The organism is Corynebacterium sp. NPDC104732, from assembly GCF_055583565.1.
This window is the reverse complement of the sequence record NZ_JBVJNS010000002.1, coordinates 92,566-110,551: the sequence shown is the minus strand read 5'-3', so window position 1 is coordinate 110,551 and position 17,986 is coordinate 92,566. Positions and strand designations below refer to the sequence as shown.

Here is a 17,986-nt window from a genome sequence, read left to right as displayed (position 1 = left end):
CGAACGCCTGGAGAACATGCAGTGAACGACATCGAAGCACGTGCCCGCAGGTTGCAGGCAGCATACGAACGCAAGCAAGCATCGCGGTACATGGCGCACACACCACGCCCATGGGAACGCATCAGCCAGCCAGAACGCGACGAACACACCGGCATCACCCAAGCCGTCCTGAACGGTGAAACCAAGTACAACGGCACCAAAATCCCCACATGGGTGAAAATGATCATCGAGGAACCACTATAAAACACTACAAGCACTGGGATTGTGTCATCATCCCCACAGGTGACGGGAAATGCTTCCTCATCCACCTCCCCACATGGACAAAACTGTACCGGGATCGCATAGAATACCGCGACCTTTACCGGGGTATGAGTCGGCCCCGCGTCCCATCCGACAAAAACAAGACCTTCACCCCACGTAAAGGCCATGGTTGGAATGATGTGCACTACCAGCTGTTCACGGTGGAACAGGCCGAAAGAGTTGCTGAGGATATTGCGTGTGGTGACCCGCTGCCAGCGGTAACACTCCCCTTGTCGCACCATGACCTTACGCAGGTGTGGCCGTTCTTGAGTGATCTTTTAGGAGATTTGATTATATGAACTGCGAATACGAGTTTTTCAACAACGAAACCCCAACCAGCCTCGCAAGCATCGCCGACGAACTCGACGAAACAATAGGAGAACACCAATGACCAACATTCCGCAGACCAGCGTCCACCTGTCCAAAGAAGGGCTCTTCATCAACGGGCAAAAAGTCCTCGCAGGAACCGACGTCACACTAGCTCCATGCGGCGACCACACCCATGTCACCTGCACCATCTTCGCCAGGGAGTTCACCTGCGACGGCCTCCCCAAGGGCGCGAACATCACAGACTTGCGCAATATCGGCCCGCTTCCAGCACCGACTATCACGAGCATCAAGGGCTACCACACCGCCCACCCCTGGGCTGAATGGAACACCGACCACCGTGGTGTCGCGGTCAACCGCTTCGGAGAAATCATCATCCGTGACGACAGCAACGGCACAGGCCTCATCTTCAACCCCGACGACATAGACACCCTAATCAGCTACCTGCAAGCAGCAAAACAATGGTGGAAGGAGAACCCCCAATGACACCAGAAGAAGCAGAGCACTGGCACGACCACCTAGTGAAGATGGGGCACACCGAGGGGAACCCAGAACGACGCGCGTTCCACACCATCGCGGGCCTGGAATGGGAATACGGCTTCCAGTGGCTGGATATTTTCGGCGGGTGGGTGCAATTCACCCAATGGCACAAAAACCTCGCGGTAGTGGAACATGCAGCAAACCTGAAAGCACAAAACACCACAAAAGGCAAAACCCGGATTGTCCGCCGGTTGGTCAGCAAACCCAAGCCGATAGGAGGCAACCAATGAAAAAATGGCGCGTGAGGAAAAAATTTGTCGCGTGGTTCGACGACAGTCACCACGGAGTTCAATCCGGCTGGCGGTGGTGCGTCTACTCACCACACGGCGTGTCCTGGGGTAGCTACCCCACCTGGGAAGAAGCCATGGCAAAAGCCGACAGGGAGTCCCGCACCGTGACTGTCACGCTCCCGCGAGTCGGTGAGGAAGTGACAATTCCAAGCCAGTATGACGCGAAAGATGAACCACCCCTACAGGTCAGGTTCACTAACCGCATGACCTGGATATACCAACACGGCTACAAAACAGAAAGCAGTTTCATCGTCCTAGACGTTGACCAACTCGAACCCCTCGCCCTCGCACTACTCGCATACGGAACAAAAAATGGGCGCTGCTAAACGAACCAAACGCACCGTCATATGCATCCGGTGCCAAAACCTCAAACGCCACGAAGCACACGGTCTATGCAAATGCTGCTACAACCGCGTCCGCGAAGGCCGGGCCGGGGCCGAAACACTCGACCTGTACCGCGGGGGAAACATCACAATACGCGACCGCTACGACCAAATCACAGGCCAACGCAAAACAGGCCTCGTCGATCCCATCTCCAAACTCGCCGCAGGACGAGGCGGGAACCTCGTCTGCGGTCGGCGAATTAAGGACACACCCCACCACATGAGCCACGCAGAACACCTAGCACAACGCATCAGAAACACCAAAATAAGAGAACTCAATGCCCAGAACCGACACTGAAAAACAAGCCGAACAAACCGCCATAGCCAGAAAATACCAAGCAGACACCGCGAAGAAGCGAGGTCAGCGTGACGGTGTCGTCGTCACACCTGTGGAAATTGTGGACTTCCAAGTCCGGGCGGTAATGGACATGCTCGCCAAACAGGGCAAGACACTAGCAGACCCACAGGTAACGATCACCGACCCATTCGGCGGAACAGGGATATACTGCGCCCGACTCATGCAACTATCCAACCTCACCCCAAGCCAACTCGCAGACCTGTACCACCACCGAATGCGCATCATCGAAATCGACAAAGATGCCGCTGAAGTAGCAGCAAAAAACCTAGCCAACGTCTTCCTCGAAGAAACCGGACTGCTGCCACTAGGCACACCCGTCATCTGCACAGACACATTCGCACTACTCACACACGCAAAGAACACACCATGACCAACCCACTCCACGCCGCAGCCGAATAACCACCCACCCCAAGGCCCCGCCACACCAGCGGGGGCTTCACCAATCACACCACCTGGAAAGGAGCAAACACCACCATGGCCAACCGCGAACTCACCATCGCCACCGCCACCACCCGAAACACCACCAGGTGGACCAACACCCACACAACGAAACAAGACCTCACCGCCAAAGCCTACGACCCCATCACCATCGACACCACACCCGAGCAGTACACCGCCATGACCAAGGCGCAGCGCGACGAAGTTAAAGACGTCGGAGGCTACGTCGCAGGGCACCTCAAAGACGGCAGGCGCCGCAAAGGCCACGTCCACAACCGCTCGATGATCACCCTCGACATCGACAACCTCCCCGCAGACGTAGACCTCCCACAGGTGCTAGAGGAGCGCCTGGACTGCGCCTGGCTCGCACACACCACCCTCAGCCACACCAACGCCCGCCCACGCTGGCGGCTCTGGATCTGGATCACCCACAACGTCACCCCAGACGAATACGAAGCCATCGCCCGCCGAATCGCCCAAGACCTCAACCCCGGGCTCGCATGGTTCGACGCCACCACATTCCAGCCCGAGCGCTTCATGTACCAACCCTCCACCCTCAACGGCGGACAATATGAGGTCGAAGTCAGCCACGGCAAACCAGAACTAGAACCAGATGATGTGCTAGCGCGCTACGACGCATGGACCGACCTCACCACCTGGCCAGGCATCACACCCAACACCCACCCCAAAACCAACGGGAAACTCGACGACCCGAGGAACAAGCCCGGCATCATCGGCGCCTTCAACCGCGCCTACACGATCGACACCGCGATCAAAACCTTCATCCCCAACACCTACAAACCAGGCACAGTCAAAAACCGCTGGACATACACCGAAGGCACCAGCTCCAATGGCCTCATCGTCTACGACGGTGGCACACGCTGCTACTCCCAGCACGCCACCGACCCAGCCAACGACGGCCACACCCACTCACCATTCGACCTGGTGCGGATCCACAAGTACGGCGACCTCGACAACGACACCGCAGACACAATGCCGGCCAACAAAAAGCCGTCTTATTTGGCCATGCTCGCCCACGCCGAAGCCGACCCAAAAAACCGCAAGGAGAACGCCAAGCAAACCGCCACAGCTATCAACGAAGCATTCACCATCATCCCCCAGGAAGAAGCGGCTCCGGAGCCAACTGAGACGGGGAAAGGGAGAGCAGACGAGGATCCGCTCGCATGGCTCCAACACCTCGAGCCCAAACGAGGCGGCGGCTTCGCAGAAACACTCAACAACTACGAAACAATCTTCACCAATGACCCAAACCTCAACCACATCGGCTGGAACCAACACTCCAACACCATCGAAGCCCAAGACCCCACAGCACTCCCATGGCACCAACTCAAAAAAGGATGGACCGACAACGACGACGCCCAACTCAAAACCTATCTAGCACGCACCTACCAAGGCCTCTACAGCCCCACAAAAATGCACGACGCACTCCTATCAACCGCCAGCACCCGCGCATTCCACCCCGTCCGCGACTACTTCCACACCCTCCCACCATGGGACGGCATACCAAGACTCGACACACTCCTCATCGACACCCTAGGAGCCACCGACAACGAATACACCCGCGCAGTCACAAGAAAAACACTCGTCGCAGCCATCAGACGAACCTTCCACCCAGGCACCAAATTCGACACCGTCCTCACCCTCGTCGGACCACAAGGCATCGGCAAATCCACCATCTGGGCACGACTCGCAGGCCAATGGTTCTCAGATAACCTCGCCATCCACGACATGAAAGACCCAAAAACCGGCGCAGAAAAACTCGCCGGAAACCTCATCGTCGAAATCAGCGAACTCGCAGGCATGCGAAAAACCGACGCCGAACTCGTCAAAGCGTTCATCACCAGAACTGAAGACAAATACCGGCCAGCCTACGGACGCACCGTCGAAACCTACCCACGCCAAGGCATCATCGTCGCCACCACCAACGCCCAAGACGGCTTCCTCCGCGACATCACCGGGGGCCGTAGATGGTGGCCCGTCCCAGTCGAAGGAAACGCACCACTACCCGCGTACGAGCTCGACCCACACACCATCGACCAAATCTGGGCAGAAGCCCTCAAATATGAGAAGGAAGGAGAAAAACTCTACCTCGAAGGCCAGCTCCTAGCCCAAGCCCAAGCCATGCAGAAGGACAGCGTTGAAGCAGACGACCGCGTCGGAATCGTCCAAGACTACTTAGACACGCGCCTGCCACAGAACTGGGACATCATCCCGCTCGGACCACGACGCATCTTCCTTGACGGAGGAGGACTCACCGAAGGCTACCGCAGCTTTGGCGTCGGCGACATATACACCGAACGCAATAGCGTCTCAAAAATCGAGATCTGGACGGAATGCTTCGGTAGAGACATAGAAGACTTCGACCGCAGAGCATCCTACGAGGTCAGCGCGATCATGCAGCAAGTCGAAGGATGGGAAGACACCAACACTAGAGAACGCCTACCGATCTACGGCAGGCAACGTGTCTACACTCGCTCAAAAATTCGAGCCGAAAAATAAGTGGGACAAGCCGGGACAAGCGCAAGCAAACGAGCTTGTCCCACCGGGACAAGCGGGACAAGAAAAAACACTTGTCCCAAAGCTTGTCCCAGGCAAAAACTAAGCGCAAGCAGCAAAAACATCATTTTGGGACAAGCGGGACAAGAAAATTACTAGAGAACTTTAAATAGAGATTAGAGGGCAAAACACAACAAATAGCCACACAAACGCCTAATCCAGACACCTAACTAGAAAACCACGTCCGCTTGTCCCACCAACCCCCGGAAAATATCAAATTATGCTCGAAAAAATGATCGAGAAACGCTTCAACACCTCCGTCAAACAAGCCGGAGGAATGACCATCAAACTCACCGACGAACAACAAGCCGGACTGCCAGACAGACTCATCCTCATGCCCCACGGCAAACACGCCTTCATCGAATTCAAAGCCCCAGGCAAAAAACCACGACCACTCCAACAACGCCGCATTGCTCAGCTCACCACGCTAGGACACACGTGCTACGTCATCGACACAGACGACCCCACCGAACACACCAAGGTACTCAATGAAATTCTCACCGCATGACTACCAACGATTCGCGATCGACTACATCCTCGAGCACAAGCAAGCAGCAATTTTTCTTGGCTGCGGCATGGGCAAAACCATCATCACCCTCACCGCCATCGACCAACTCATCTACGACTGCTTCACCGTCCGCCGCATCCTCATCATCGCCCCGCTGCGAGTCGCCCGCGACACCTGGCCAGCCGAACTCGAGAAGTGGGATCACCTCTCCGGGCTCAGCATGGCTGTTTGCGTCGGCACACCCAAAGCCCGCGAAGCAGCCCTAGCGGAGAACGCTGACATTACCGTCATCAACCGCGAAAACATCCCATGGCTCGTCGAGAAGATTGGCAAGGACTGGCCGTTCGACATGGTCGTCATCGACGAACTATCCAGCTTCAAGTCCAACAGCGCCAAACGCTTCAAAGCCCTCAAAGCAGTCAGGCCACGAATCAACCGCATCGTCGGACTCACCGGAACACCTGCCCCCAACAGCCTCGAAGACCTGTGGGCGCCCTTCCGGCTCCTCGACCAGGGTGAGCGCCTCGGCAAATACATCACCCACTACCGACAGCGGTACTTCGACCCCGACAAACGCAACGGACACCGCATTTTCACCTGGAAGCTCAAACCCGGCGCGGAAGACGCCATCTACAAACGGATTGGAGACATGACCGTGAGCATGAAAACCACCGACCATTTGAAACTCCCGGAACTGACCACCACCACACGGCGCGTGCACCTCGATACACGAGAACGCAAGCACTATGACCGACTCAAGCGGGACATGGTCACAGCGATCGGAGATGACATCATCGACGCCGGATCCGCAGCTGTCCTGTCCGGCAAGCTCATGCAGCTCGCCTCCGGCAGCATCTACACCGACGATGAACAAAACTATGTCATAGTGCATGACAAGAAGCTCGACGCCCTCGAGGACATCATCGAAGCCGCCAGCGGACACACAGTGTTGGTGGCGTTTTGGTACAGGCATGAGCTAGAAAGACTCAGAGCACGGTTTCCTGATGGGCGGGAACTAGCCACATCACAAGACATGAGCGACTGGAATGCAGGCACCATTCCGGTCGCTTTTTTGCACCCCGCCTCGGCAGGGCACGGCCTGAACCTCCAAGACGGCGGGCACATCCTGGTGTGGCTTACCACACCATGGTCGTTGGAGCTGGTGGAGCAGACTAACGCTCGGCTCTTCCGACAAGGGCAGTCTGAGCCGGTGAGCATCATCCATTTGGCTGCGGCTGGCACCATCGACGACCGTGTCCTGCAGGCACTGAAGGCGAAAGACACTACGCAGGCGTCGCTCATCCACGCAGTGAGGGCGGCGATCAAGTAGTCATGGCTACCTGGGCTGATGACGCGGTGTGTGCGGAGGTTGACCCTGAGCTGTTTTTTCCTAGGGCGCGGGTGAGATCACCCAGACCACAGCAGCGATCAGCGCGTGTGCTTCGTGCCCGGTGAAAACCCCATGCCTGAGCTACGCCATGAGACACGACATCCAGCATGGGGTGTGGGGTGGCACGACCCCAATGGACAGAGTCCGAATCCAGATTCAACAAGCTAAGAGAGGTATCACAGCATGATCAAAGCGATCATCTACACCAGTCCCGGCTGCATGAAATGCCACATGACCCGCACCCGCCTCGCGAAAGCAGGCATGCCCGTCGAAACACGGCAAGTCAGCGACTACCCGCAGATCGTGGAAGCTTTGCGCGAAGTCGGGCAGCTCACCCTCCCATACGTGCAAATCATCGACGAAGAACCCTGGGACACCGACCTGGCCACCCGTGGCCTCGACTCCTGGCATGACTTCCGCAGCACCAAAATCAAACACTGGGAGGAGTACCTGCAGAATGCTTGACCCCACCCGGCTGCGCGCACTCGTACACCACCTCAAACTGTGTCTGGGGGAAACGCAAGCCGCGAAAGACCGACGCCGACCCCCGCCCGAGATCCGCACCGGACACCTCGGCAGGCTCGGCCCCACCGACCCACACCTGAACCCCGCAGCGTTCAGCGACTATGAGCAGATTCGGCGGGAACTTTACCGCTGGTGCTGCACATGGCGTGATGTAGCGTGCCCCACAGCCATAGCCGTCAGCAAGGAGTGGACAGGGCAGCAGTATTGCGCCTGGCTCATCGACAATGCCGTGATGATCGCAGCCCACCCAGATGCAGAACTCTTCGCCCAAGAACTCGAAGACTATGCCGGTATGCTGCTGCGATACCTTCCCGACCGACCAGTCGGCAAGGGGGAAACTCGGCAGCTCGCCGGAGCGATAATCCAGAAGCTGGAAAAAGATGGGATCACTGTGACCCGCAAAGACCTCTACAACCTGACCGAGCGAGGCCACATCACCTCTGTGAAACGTGCAGGACGGGCAACGTACCTGCTCAGCGAGGTTATTAGGTGGGCCGTGCACGCACGGCGTGACAACTGAGTAAAACCGGTGTATAATCGACGTGATGATACCTCCTACCCAACATCGGGTAAGGAGGTTTTTCTTATGCCCGAAAGCAGGTGAGTTTGTGGCCAACCGAGGAAACACCACCCAACGAGGCTACGGCCACACACACCAAAAAAACCGGCGGAAACTGCTGGCTAACCACACGGACGGTACACCCTGCCCACACTGTGGCCAACCGATGTACAAAGACCCCCAAAGGAACTTCGACCACGCACCGCTAGAGGCCGACCACGGGCAAGGCAAAGAGCAAGCCCGCATGAAAACCACACACGAAAAGCGACAGAATCACGCCACCAGGCTTTTGCACCGGCGTTGCAACCGCCAACTCGGCGCTCAACTCCGGAACGAAATCCACGGTCACACCCCGCACAAACATAACAAACCTGCATTTCAATGGGCATAAACACCACCCCCTAAGAAAATCTTAAGGGGGTAACCTGCCTGACTCACCCCGCTCGTCTGGAGTCAGGCTTTCTCTCTCTCTCTTGGGGTTTTGTGTGTTTGTGCAGGTTGCTGGGTGTATCTGTTAGGAGGTTCGGTTAGGTGGATGTGAAAGCGTTCAAAGAGTGTCTGGATATGGACATGGATCAGCTTTCTGCTATTGATCGTCAGGCGGTGGACACGGTTGTGGGGCTTGTGGATCAGATCGAGTCGGCGCGGATTGTGCTGCGCGATCTGGGTGCGGTGCTTGTGGATGATTCTGGTGGGGTGAAGGAGAACCCTGCGGCTCGTGTGGAGCGTGCTGCGTCTGCTGAGCTTCGTGGGTGGGTGAAGGATCGCCCGGATCTGTTTGGCGCTCGTAAGGCGGATCGCCCGAAGCGTGAGAGGTTTACGGGGTTTAAGGCTGTTTGATTGTGAGGTGCGGCTGTGACGTTGCTCGGTGTGCAGGAACCACGCCTTAAGTCTGTGCCTGATGGTGATACGGCCCGTGGGGATGATGCGGTGGCCTTTGCTCGTTGGGCCGGTATGACGCTGTTTCCGTGGCAGGAAGAGTTGCTGCGGGATATGTGCCGCACGGACGCTAAGGGGCGTTGGGCTGCCCGTGAGGTTGTGGTATCGCTTGCTCGCCAGAACGGCAAAGGCGAGGTGCTGGTAGCTCGTGAGCTTGCCGGGATCTATTTGTTTGGCGAGAGGGGTATTTTCCACAGCGCGCACTTCATGGATACTGCGATCGATGCGCAGAAGCGGTTGTGGGAGGTCATTGAGAGCAACGATAACCTCTTGTATTGGTGGGAGGATCACCCTGAGTATCCTGGGGTTCCTCACATGGGTAAGACTAACGGCAAGGAGAATATCACTTTCCCTAATGGGGCGATTGTGTATTTCCGCACTAGGACGAAAAAAACTGGCCGTGGTTTGTCGATTGATTTGCTGATTTTTGATGAGTGTTTTGATTTGCCGAAAGAGACGTATTCGGCGATGTCGAAGCTTATTCGTGCTCGGTCAAGGGCGCAGGCGGTTTATATTAGTTCGCCGGTGAACCGCGAGGAGCATTTTCATGGGGCTATTTTTTCGGCGAAGCGGTGGGCTGGGGTGGATGGTGCTAAGCGGGTGTTGTTTAAGGAGTGGTCGCCTGATGATGGTGATGATCCGTTTGAGACTGCGACGTGGGCGAAGTGTAATCCGTCGATGGTTGATGATGGGCCGGGGGCGCAGCTCGAGGATATTCAGGCTGATGCGGTAGCGGCTCAGAATTCCAGTGCCCTGTTGGACGCGTTTTTGATTGAGACGTTGGGTCAGGGTAAGTGGGTTCCGCGTGATTCGGACGCTGATAGTGATTTCGTGCCTATTTTTGAGCTTTCGGAGTGGGGTAAGTATGCGTTGTCGGTGCCTCCGAAGTATTCGGATGTTGCTTTGGCGGTGGAGGCTACCCCGGACGGTACGGCGTGTTCTACGGTCGCGGTTTTGCGTTGCGGGGATAGGTTCTTTTTGTCTCTGCACCCGATCACGGTGTTTGATCGTGATGAGCTTGTGGGGACGGTGTGTCGGAATGTGGAGTCGCATGACCCGGTGGCGGTTGCTGGTGATCCGTCTGGGGCGGTGTCGACGCTCATTGATCCGCTGGAGAAGCGTGGAGTTGAGTTGACCCAGTTGACTGGTGGTCAGGTGTCGCGTGCTTACGAGTTGTTTGTGACTTTGTTTCGTGAGGGCAGGATCCTTCATGACGGTGATCCGAGGTGGGTTGCGGCTTTGGAGATCGCTGAGGAGCGATCGCGTAATGGCCGGTACCGGTCGTTGGAACGATTTGTCGGTGATGTGACGTGTCTTGTGGCTGCGTCGATTGGGGTGTGGTCACTACAGGAGTTTGCGATTCCTGAGGTGGCCCCTGATGTGAAGCGTAAGAGGCGGTTTGTTGGCAGTGCTCGGCCGGTGCTGTCGGATGGTCGTGCTAGGCAGATGGCGTTTTAGGGAGGTGTGTTCGTGGCTGAGGTTGTGAAACTTCGTGAGGTTGGTCGTGCTCGTGTGGGCCGTCGCGGTTTTGTGGATGAGGACAATTGGGATTTGCGTTTTCCGCAGTCCGTCCGTGTGTTTGCGAAGATGGCCCGTGAGGATTCTCAGGTCGCTTCGGTGTTGAAGGCGGTGTGTTTGCCGATTCAGCGCGCGGGGTGGCAGCTTGACCCGAACGGTGCTGCTCCTGAGGTTGTGTCGGTGGTGTCTGAGGATTTGCGTCTGCCTGTTCTCGGGGATGATCCGAACAAGCCGGTGGCTTCGCGGGCGGGCCGAGTGTCGTGGTCGGAGCATTTGCAGCAGGCGCTGTTGGCGTTGACGTTTGGGCACATGTTTTTTGAGCAGGTGTATGAGGAACGTGACGGCCGGTTGCGGCTTCGGAAGCTTGCGCCTCGGTTCCCTGGGACGGTGCAGAAAATCCTTGTGGCTGATGATGGTGGTCTTGAGGGGATTGTGCAGCGTGGTGTTGGGTCGCTGGGTGAGGTGACGATCCCGGTGGATCGGATTGTGGCGTATTGTCATGATCCGCGTGATGCGTCGTGGGTGGGTACGAGTGTGCTACGGCCCGCGTATAAGCATTGGATGCTGCGGGATGAGCTTTTGCGTCTTGAGGCGCAGGTTCTGGACCGTAATGGTATGGGGGTGCCGGTTTATACGGGTAGTGATTTGGCTGCGGATGTTGAGTCTGATTTGGCTCATGGTCAGGCGATTGCTGAGGCTATGCGGTCTGGTGAGACGGCTGGTGCTGCGATCCCTGCGGGGGCGAAGCTCACGCTTGTTGGTGTATCGGGTCAGCTCGTGTCACCGCGTGAGGCGATCGCCTATCACGATTCTATGATCGCGCGTGTCGTGTTGGCGCACTTCCTCAACCTGGAGGGCAAGGGCGGCTCATATGCGCTTGCTGAAACCCAGTCTGATCTATTTATCCAGTCGCTGCAGACGATCGCTGAATGGATCGCTGAGACAGCGACGCAGCATATTGTTGAGGATTTGGTACGTGCAGCGTTCCCCGAGTACGCAGGGTTGTGCCCTCGTGTGACGTTTGATCCCATCGCCTCGAAGAAGGAGATCACCGCTACTGAATTGGTGCAGTTGGCGCAGGCTGGTTTGGTGGTGAAGGATAAGCCGCTTAAGGAGGATGTGCGTCGTCGTTGGTCACTTCCTGCGATGGAGTCGTGGGAGGAGACGAAGGCGCGTAATCCGGAGGCTGGGAAGAAGTCTCCGGAGGATTTGGCGAAGCTTGTGGAGACTGCGGGGCAGTTGGCTGATCGTGGTGTGGAGTTTGGTTCTGCGTTGGAGGCTGTTGGGCTTAATCCTGCGGTTGCTGACGGGGCGCCGGCCCCGGTGGAGAATCGTCGAAAGGGTTTGTTTACGTGACTGAGATTCTTATCTATGGCGACATTGGCTTTGAGGCAACTCCGGCTGGTGTCGTGGAGCAGTTAAAGGCCGCCGAGGGTGATGTGCTGGTGCATATTAATTCCCCTGGTGGGGATGTGTATGACGGTCTTGCGATTATGAATGCGTTGCGTGCGCATGATGGTCGGGTCACTGTGGTGGTTGAGGGTATTGCTGCCTCGGCTGCGTCGTTCATTGCCGTGGGTGGTGCTGACCACCTCATCGCTCGTCCTACTGCTGAGATCATGATTCACGACGCGTGGACGTTCGCTGACGGTAACGCCGAGACCCTGACGAAGACGGTGGCGAACCTTGAGCGAATGTCGGAGACCCTGGCTGGTATCTACGCAGAGAAAGCCGGTGGAACTGCTGATGAGTGGCGGGAGCGGATGCGCGCGGAGACCTGGTTTAGTGCCGAGGAGGCGTTGGAGGCCGGGTTGGTTGATGCGTTGGAGGATTCGCGGGCGAAGTCGCCTGTGAGCGCTGCGCATCGTTCGCGTGTGTTGGCGAAGTTCAAGTACGAGGGCAGGCGTGCCGCGCCTGACCCAGTGTTGGGCAGGCAGGAAGGAGTAAACATGTCTGCGTTTGATTCACTTCTCGCTAAGTTTGGTGAGGAGAAGCTTGTGGCCGCGTTTGAGCGTGTGCTGAATGAGGAGGTCACTGTGAATGTGACTGTTGAGATGGCGTATGAGCCGGTTGAGGTCGTCCCGACTGACAAGGTTGTGGTGACCCCGACGGGTGAGGTGCCTGCCGGGGTCACTTTCACGGCCGGTGAGGTGCCTGAGGGCTGGGGGGTTGAGGTCGCCGAGGACACGGGTGTTCTGACTGTGACGGCCCCGGCTGGTGTTGAACCTGGTGATGAGGTTGATATCCCTGTCACGGTCACGGGTGGTGACACGGAGGTTGAGCTGGTCGCGAAGGTTGTTGTGAAGGCTGCTGCGCCTGAGGATGAGGGTGAGGCTAGTGCCCCGGATCTTGAGGCCCCGGAGGACGGTGTTGCGGCACCTGAGACTGTGACCTTGGATATGGACACCTACAACGCCCTGAAGGATGCTGCTGCCCGTGGTTGGGAGGCGAAGGCGAAGGCTGATGATGCTGCGCTGGTCGCTGAGGTTGATCAGTGGGTAGCAGATGGGCGGATTAATCCGCAGACCCGCGCTAAGGCCCTGGGGCTGATGCGTGAGGATGCTGCTGCTGCTCGGGGCCTGTATGGGGCGATTCCGAAGAATACGATTCCGGTTCGTGAGATTGGTCATGGCCGTGATGAGGAAGTGTCTGCCAATAAGATTTCCGGCGCGGTGAACCCGTTCGCGTCGGTTCGCTACTAGAGGATTTAGGAGGCATTTGCTGTGACTAATGCTGTTTTTACGACCGGGCCGATTACTAAGGAAGTGGCTGAGAAGGTCGAGAAGTTCCGATTCGTCATGCTGGATGGGTCGGGGAAGGTGAAGCACGCTGACGGTGAGGGACTGCCGTATGGGTATGTGCGTCAGGCTGCTGCGCCTGTGGGTAAGCGTAAGGATCAGGATGTGTCTTATGGTCTCCCGCATCTGGTCGCGGTTGTGACGCATCAGGCGGTGGTTGATGTGGAGATCGACGCTGAGGGTGATCATTTGGAGCTGGAGTCTGGGGGGCCGAAGTTTAAGCCGGGCGTTCTGGTGTATGTCGGCAAGGCTGGTAAGGCTGCGGCGAAGAAGGGTGAGGGCCCTGCTGTTGGTTATGCGGAGCGTTCTGAGCAGAATGGTCGCGTGCGTGTTCACATGTTCCATCCGGCTGCGCTTGCAGTTAAGGCTGAGATGTAGTTCGGCTCTGTAGAAGGTTTTGGAGAAAAAACTATGACTGTTACTGGTGCTTTTTCGGGTGAGACTCTTACCGTCGATGCGATGGTGAAGGACCCGACGTTTATCAAGGAGCGTATCCTTGAGGATCTGGATAAGTCGTTCCTTGAGGAGGCTCTGTTCCGTAACGCGGGGCCGAATGACGGTATCGTCGCCTATGCTGAGGCAGTCGCCCCGTTCCTGAACGACGATGCTGAGGCTGTTGCCGAGTACGCCGAGATTCCTATCTCGAATCTTGATCACGGCAAGGTGAAGTCTCTGATCGGGAATAAGGTCGCTCTGGGTGTGTCTGTATCTTTTGAGCAGCGTCGGTCTAATCGGATTGATCCGGTGGCTCAGCAGGTGAGTGCGCTGAAGAACACGATGGTTCGGTCGAGTGTTCGTGCGTCGCTGGCTGCGTTTAGTGCTGCTGAGGTTCCTACCCTCAAGGTGGGTAACAAGTGGGATAGCAAGGAGGCTAACCCGCTGGGTGATATTCGTGCTGCTAAGCGCATGATTTCCCAGGCGAAGCCGAAGGATAACGATAAGGCGCTGTTCGGCTACAAGCCGGACACGCTGGTTATTGCTGAGTCGACGCTTGAGGCTGCGCTGGAGCATGAGAACACTCAGAAGTTCTTTGTTGGCAATATGGCGAATGAGAACCCGGTGTTTAAGGGTATTCTGCCGTCTGGTCTCGCTCAGCTGCGTATCGTCACCTCTTCCTGGCTTGAGGAGGATGAGATTTATGTGATGGAGGCTCAGACTGCTGGGTTCTACTCGGATTCGATTCCGCTGACGGTGACTGACCTGTACTCGCCGTACGGTGATAATGGCTACGGTGGTACTACTCAGTCTTGGCGTGTGGATGCGTTCCGTACTCGTGTTATCGCGGTTGATAATCCGAAGGCGGTTGTGAAGATCACGGGTGCGCTTGGGGATAAGGAAGAATAGAAGATGAGGGTGCGTGTTGTTGAGCCGTTCACATATCGGAATGTGGACGGTTTTTTTCGTGCCTACCTTCACCCCGGGGTTGTGTCTGTGTCCGATGAGGATGGCAGGGTGATGTTGGAGCGGGGGTTGGTGGTTGACCCGGACACTCCGGTCGTCCCGGCCCCCGCACCTGCCACTGACCCCGCGCCTGCCGTGTCGGAGCCTGAGCCGGTGGGGGACACCCCCACTGTGTCTGACCGGCCTCGTATGAGTGCCCCGCTGGCTGCGTGGCAGGGCTATGCCCGCGCCCAGGGCATTGATGTTAAGGGGCTGAAGAAGGCGGAGATTATCGCCGCTGTTGACTCCCTCTAGCTAAGGATTGGAGGCCGTGCCAATGAATGTGCTTGGCTTGGGGTCTGATGATGTGACATCTCGGCTTGCTGTCCCTGTCCCGCCTGGGGGCGAAAAGCGTGTCGAGGTGTTGCTTGAGGATGCGGAGGCGCTGATTGTTGAAGCGTTTGCGCGTCGTGGGCGTGATTTTGAGGTCGAAGCGCAGTCTTCGTCGTGGCTGTTGTCTGCTGCGCGTCGTGTGGCGTTGGAGATGGTTGCAGCCGCTGTCCTGGTGGGTGGCAGTGTTGGTCAGCGGTCTGCGTCGTCGACTACTGGCCCACAGTCTGATTCTGTGACGTGGGCTGATGTTGGTTCGGTGTCGTGGGCTGGTGTGAAGCTTACTGATGAGCACTTGTTGGCGTTGGGGCTTGTTGGTGGTGTGGCTCGTGGCCGGTTCCGCCCGCCGCTTCGTTGGCCTGAGAGGGTGGTGAGGTCGGCGTGGAGATGGTGATTCGTCGTGTCGCCCCGGTGTTTGAGAATGGCTACCCGGTTGAGGCTGTGGAGGAGTCGTTTTTTGCTGTGGTGTCGCCGGTAGGGGCTGATAGCTTTGATGACTCATCTAACGGTGTGGTTGGGGGTAATGCTCGCCAGGTGCAGGTGTTGGCCCCGGCTGGGACTGTGGTTGATGAAGGTGATGAGCTTGTGATCCGAGGTTTGACGTTCCGTGTGATTCATATTCCGTGGGATTGGTCGGTGGGGCGAACCCCTGTGCTTGCGTCTCATCGTCCGCGCATGCAGATTATTGCGGAGCGGGGTGAGGCATGAAAATCAAGTTTGATGATGGGGCGATCATGGAGCTTGTTCGTAAGTATCACTCTAAGACGATCCAGAAGGTTACCCGTGAGGTTGCGTCTAATATCCCTGATGGGGTTGAGGTGCTGACCGAAACTGGTGTGAATGAAACCGGCAGGCCTTATGGGTTGGTGACTATTGCTGAGGCTAAGGGGCTTGCTATGCAGGCGAAGCATGGGACGTTGACGCGGGCTGCGTCGGCTGCGGGGCTTACTGTGCGCCCGTATGAGGGGTGATGCGCGTGTGGCTTTATCGTGATGGTGCTGGTGCTGTCCGCGCTCGATTGGTGAAGCATTTCACCCCTGGTGAGTTGTTTTGTGAGGAGCTGCCTGCGAAGTGGACACCGCGTGATGGCCCGAAGGTGGTGGTGGTGTCGGATGGTGTGCCTGTGTCGTCCCGTGGGTGGACGCGGGAAGCGGTGAGGATCACTGTGCACTGTGGTGACAAGGTCACCGCGAACAAAATTCTACGGCTGATTGACGGCCATTTGATGAAGCCTACGCCTAGTGCGTGGGCTTTTGCTGTTAAGCCTGCCACGTCGCTGATTGTGCGCCCGGATTCCCGGCTTGGGGGTTGGGTCGCGTCGGCGGTTTATAACGTTGTCTTGAATAGAAAGAAGGTCGGATGATGTCTGATTTGGATGGCAAGAAGGGCACGATTGAGCGGAACCCGGAGAACGTGTACCCGCTGATCGATGGTCAGGTGCTGGTGTCTTTTGAGGAGGATCCGAAGATCGGCCAGGATGGGTCTTTCAATGAGGATTGGGAGACCGTCGGTATTTTGGCTGACGGATCGAAGATTGAGATCACGAAGGCTGTGGAGAAGTCCAAGGTGAAGGGTTGGGGCTACGGTGTCCTGACCACAAACCTGAAGCCTGGTGATTTGATGGCTAAGTGCTCTGTTCTGGAGCGCAATGCGACGGTGGATAAGATCGCGTGGCCGGACAAGGAAGATAAGTCGGAGGAGATTGAGTCGGCTCGGTCTGCTGCGATCCTGTTTGGTGGCGCGAAGGCTGCACTGTGCCACGTCGCGATGGTGACGACCCGCCAGGATGGCGTGATGGAGATTATGGCGACTCGCTATAAGTCGATCGCGTCGATGGAGAACATTGGCTATGGGGAGGATCCGGAGGGACGTGAGATCACGTTTGATTTCAAGCTTGGCCGTTTGAAGGACGTGTTTGATCGCCTTGAGCTGAACGCCGGTAAGGCTGCTGCTCGCAAGGTCGATCTGATTCGCTTCTCTGAGGAGGCGAATGAGGGGAAGAAGGCGGAAAAATAGATAGCCTGCCAGAAGATCATGACCGGGAACGTGAGCGTGAGCGTGAGCTCGAGCGGGATGATCATTCTGGTGGGCTGAACACGTACACGGTGAAGCTCCTTGAGGGTGTGTCATTCACCCTCGCTGTCGACGGGAAGTCGACGCGTGAGCTGGATCGTGGTGCTGGTGCTGAGGCTGTGCAGGAGGCTCTGAACGCCCTTGAGGGCGTGGAGGGTGTGACTGTGTCTGGTGATGGCTCCGAGGGCTACACCATCAAGGGTGTGCCTGGTGAGCTTACCGGTGAGGGCACCAGTTTGTTGGGTGAGTCCACGGTGGTCACCGTGGAGAAAACCCAGACTTAACCCGCTTTACCGTTTCTTAATGGCCCCGCGTTTTGTTTGGCAGACCGGCGCGGGGCCACACCAACAAGGTCTGCCAATAAGCTTTTCACACAATTCAAGAAGGAAGGTCTGCCATGACTGCCAAGAAAACCCCCGCACAGGTCGAAGCTACCGAGCTGGAGCGCGTCACCCTTAACGTCACAATCAAGGGCAAAGATGTTGAGGTCACTGCACTCACCACCCTAGATGACGCACCGATCGACGCCGCTCTTGCGTGGGAAGCTGAAAAATACACCACCGCTTTCACCTACCTGCTCGGCGATAAGCAGATGGCGAAGCTACGCGGCCTCGGCATGACCGTGCGTGACCTCATCGAGATCATCATGCCCGCATACAATGAGGCGACTGGGCTGGGGGAAGACTAGCGCTT

Annotated in this window: 27 protein-coding genes; 25 read left to right on the top strand and 2 right to left on the bottom strand. The window is 57.1% G+C overall.

Going from position 1 to position 17,986, the window contains the following annotated elements:
- Positions 1–21: 21 nt before the first annotated feature.
- The 4 genes from ACZ6ZO_RS02085 (at position 22) to ACZ6ZO_RS02070 (ending at position 1,783) form a co-directional block, all read left to right on the top strand.
- Positions 22–243, top strand: a complete 222-nt coding sequence (locus tag ACZ6ZO_RS02085) for a hypothetical protein (RefSeq protein ID WP_465290166.1) — start codon at positions 22–24, stop codon at positions 241–243.
- A gap of 444 nt (positions 244–687) precedes the next feature.
- Entirely contained in the window at positions 688–1,113 is a 426-nt protein-coding gene (locus ACZ6ZO_RS02080) for a hypothetical protein (RefSeq protein WP_465290164.1), read from the top strand.
- Positions 1,110–1,397, top strand: coding sequence for a hypothetical protein (locus ACZ6ZO_RS02075; RefSeq protein ID WP_465290162.1), 288 nt, complete (start codon positions 1,110–1,112; stop codon positions 1,395–1,397). Before ACZ6ZO_RS02080 ends, ACZ6ZO_RS02075 begins: the two co-directional genes overlap by 4 nt.
- Positions 1,394–1,783, top strand: coding sequence for a hypothetical protein (locus ACZ6ZO_RS02070; protein WP_465290160.1), 390 nt, complete (start codon positions 1,394–1,396; stop codon positions 1,781–1,783). The genes ACZ6ZO_RS02075 and ACZ6ZO_RS02070 overlap by 4 nt, the downstream gene beginning before the upstream one ends.
- A 64-nt stretch (positions 1,784–1,847) precedes the next feature.
- Here the strand turns inward: ACZ6ZO_RS02070 and ACZ6ZO_RS02065 are convergent, their stop codons facing one another.
- Complete coding sequence (locus tag ACZ6ZO_RS02065) at positions 1,848–2,069, bottom strand: hypothetical protein (protein ID WP_465290158.1); 222 nt, start codon at positions 2,067–2,069, stop codon at positions 1,848–1,850.
- Positions 2,070–2,118: 49 nt separating this feature from the next.
- Here ACZ6ZO_RS02065 and ACZ6ZO_RS02060 point away from each other — a divergent pair, with 49 nt between their 5' ends.
- From ACZ6ZO_RS02060 to ACZ6ZO_RS02030, 7 genes are all read left to right on the top strand, one after another.
- Positions 2,119–2,568, top strand: a complete 450-nt coding sequence (locus ACZ6ZO_RS02060) for a hypothetical protein (protein WP_465290156.1) — start codon at positions 2,119–2,121, stop codon at positions 2,566–2,568.
- Positions 2,569–2,672: 104 nt separating this feature from the next.
- On the top strand, positions 2,673–5,156 hold the full coding sequence (locus ACZ6ZO_RS02055) for a virulence-associated E family protein (protein ID WP_465290155.1): 2,484 nt from the start codon (positions 2,673–2,675) through the stop codon (positions 5,154–5,156).
- Between the two features lie 289 nt (positions 5,157–5,445).
- Positions 5,446–5,721 (top strand): VRR-NUC domain-containing protein, encoded by a 276-nt coding sequence (locus tag ACZ6ZO_RS02050; RefSeq protein ID WP_465290153.1) that lies wholly within the window; start codon positions 5,446–5,448, stop codon positions 5,719–5,721.
- Positions 5,702–7,051: an SNF2-related protein gene (locus ACZ6ZO_RS02045; RefSeq protein ID WP_465290151.1), complete on the top strand. Its 1,350-nt coding sequence runs from the start codon at positions 5,702–5,704 to the stop codon at positions 7,049–7,051. Before ACZ6ZO_RS02050 ends, ACZ6ZO_RS02045 begins: the two co-directional genes overlap by 20 nt.
- A 76-nt stretch (positions 7,052–7,127) precedes the next feature.
- Positions 7,128–7,298, top strand: coding sequence for a WhiB family transcriptional regulator (locus ACZ6ZO_RS02040; RefSeq protein ID WP_465290448.1), 171 nt, complete (start codon positions 7,128–7,130; stop codon positions 7,296–7,298).
- A complete protein-coding gene (locus tag ACZ6ZO_RS02035; RefSeq protein ID WP_465290149.1) occupies positions 7,295–7,576 on the top strand; it encodes a glutaredoxin domain-containing protein in 282 nt (93 codons plus the stop codon). The genes ACZ6ZO_RS02040 and ACZ6ZO_RS02035 overlap by 4 nt, the downstream gene beginning before the upstream one ends.
- Positions 7,569–8,156 carry a hypothetical protein gene (locus ACZ6ZO_RS02030; RefSeq protein WP_465290147.1) on the top strand — a complete coding sequence of 196 codons (588 nt, stop codon included), beginning with the start codon at positions 7,569–7,571 and terminating at the stop codon, positions 8,154–8,156. The genes ACZ6ZO_RS02035 and ACZ6ZO_RS02030 overlap by 8 nt, the downstream gene beginning before the upstream one ends.
- Before the next feature lie 244 nt (positions 8,157–8,400).
- Here ACZ6ZO_RS02030 and ACZ6ZO_RS02025 read toward each other — a convergent pair whose 3' ends face one another.
- Complete coding sequence (locus tag ACZ6ZO_RS02025; protein WP_465290145.1) at positions 8,401–8,538, bottom strand: hypothetical protein; 138 nt, start codon at positions 8,536–8,538, stop codon at positions 8,401–8,403.
- Positions 8,539–8,726: 188 nt separating this feature from the next.
- Between ACZ6ZO_RS02025 and ACZ6ZO_RS02020 the strand changes: the two genes are divergently transcribed.
- From ACZ6ZO_RS02020 to ACZ6ZO_RS01955, 14 genes are all read left to right on the top strand, one after another.
- Positions 8,727–9,035 (top strand): terminase, encoded by a 309-nt coding sequence (locus ACZ6ZO_RS02020; protein WP_465290143.1) that lies wholly within the window; start codon positions 8,727–8,729, stop codon positions 9,033–9,035.
- 15 nt (positions 9,036–9,050) lie between these two features.
- Positions 9,051–10,592 (top strand): terminase large subunit domain-containing protein, encoded by a 1,542-nt coding sequence (locus tag ACZ6ZO_RS02015; protein ID WP_465290141.1) that lies wholly within the window; start codon positions 9,051–9,053, stop codon positions 10,590–10,592.
- A gap of 12 nt (positions 10,593–10,604) precedes the next feature.
- Positions 10,605–12,008: a phage portal protein family protein gene (locus ACZ6ZO_RS02010; RefSeq protein WP_465290139.1), complete on the top strand. Its 1,404-nt coding sequence runs from the start codon at positions 10,605–10,607 to the stop codon at positions 12,006–12,008.
- The gene (locus ACZ6ZO_RS02005) at positions 12,005–13,354 is read left to right on the top strand and encodes a head maturation protease, ClpP-related (RefSeq protein ID WP_465290137.1); all 1,350 of its coding nucleotides are present in this window, start codon (positions 12,005–12,007) and stop codon (positions 13,352–13,354) included. The genes ACZ6ZO_RS02010 and ACZ6ZO_RS02005 overlap by 4 nt, the downstream gene beginning before the upstream one ends.
- Positions 13,355–13,375: 21 nt before the next feature.
- The gene (locus ACZ6ZO_RS02000) at positions 13,376–13,828 is read left to right on the top strand and encodes a hypothetical protein (RefSeq protein WP_465290135.1); all 453 of its coding nucleotides are present in this window, start codon (positions 13,376–13,378) and stop codon (positions 13,826–13,828) included.
- Between the two features lie 33 nt (positions 13,829–13,861).
- Positions 13,862–14,794, top strand: coding sequence for a phage major capsid protein (locus tag ACZ6ZO_RS01995; protein WP_465290133.1), 933 nt, complete (start codon positions 13,862–13,864; stop codon positions 14,792–14,794).
- Positions 14,795–14,881: 87 nt separating this feature from the next.
- A complete protein-coding gene (locus ACZ6ZO_RS01990; protein ID WP_465290131.1) occupies positions 14,882–15,145 on the top strand; it encodes a hypothetical protein in 264 nt (87 codons plus the stop codon).
- A gap of 22 nt (positions 15,146–15,167) precedes the next feature.
- Positions 15,168–15,614, top strand: a complete 447-nt coding sequence (locus ACZ6ZO_RS01985; protein WP_465290446.1) for a Gp19/Gp15/Gp42 family protein — start codon at positions 15,168–15,170, stop codon at positions 15,612–15,614.
- Positions 15,602–15,928: a hypothetical protein gene (locus tag ACZ6ZO_RS01980; RefSeq protein WP_465290129.1), complete on the top strand. Its 327-nt coding sequence runs from the start codon at positions 15,602–15,604 to the stop codon at positions 15,926–15,928. The genes ACZ6ZO_RS01985 and ACZ6ZO_RS01980 overlap by 13 nt, the downstream gene beginning before the upstream one ends.
- Positions 15,925–16,191, top strand: a complete 267-nt coding sequence (locus ACZ6ZO_RS01975; RefSeq protein WP_465290127.1) for a hypothetical protein — start codon at positions 15,925–15,927, stop codon at positions 16,189–16,191. Before ACZ6ZO_RS01980 ends, ACZ6ZO_RS01975 begins: the two co-directional genes overlap by 4 nt.
- A gap of 5 nt (positions 16,192–16,196) precedes the next feature.
- On the top strand, positions 16,197–16,583 hold the full coding sequence (locus ACZ6ZO_RS01970; RefSeq protein ID WP_465290125.1) for a hypothetical protein: 387 nt from the start codon (positions 16,197–16,199) through the stop codon (positions 16,581–16,583).
- Entirely contained in the window at positions 16,580–17,236 is a 657-nt protein-coding gene (locus ACZ6ZO_RS01965; RefSeq protein ID WP_465290123.1) for a hypothetical protein, read from the top strand. The genes ACZ6ZO_RS01970 and ACZ6ZO_RS01965 overlap by 4 nt, the downstream gene beginning before the upstream one ends.
- An 89-nt stretch (positions 17,237–17,325) precedes the next feature.
- Positions 17,326–17,577, top strand: coding sequence for a hypothetical protein (locus ACZ6ZO_RS01960; protein ID WP_465290121.1), 252 nt, complete (start codon positions 17,326–17,328; stop codon positions 17,575–17,577).
- 113 nt (positions 17,578–17,690) lie between these two features.
- A complete protein-coding gene (locus ACZ6ZO_RS01955) occupies positions 17,691–17,981 on the top strand; it encodes a hypothetical protein (protein ID WP_465290119.1) in 291 nt (96 codons plus the stop codon).
- Positions 17,982–17,986 lie beyond the last annotated feature (5 nt).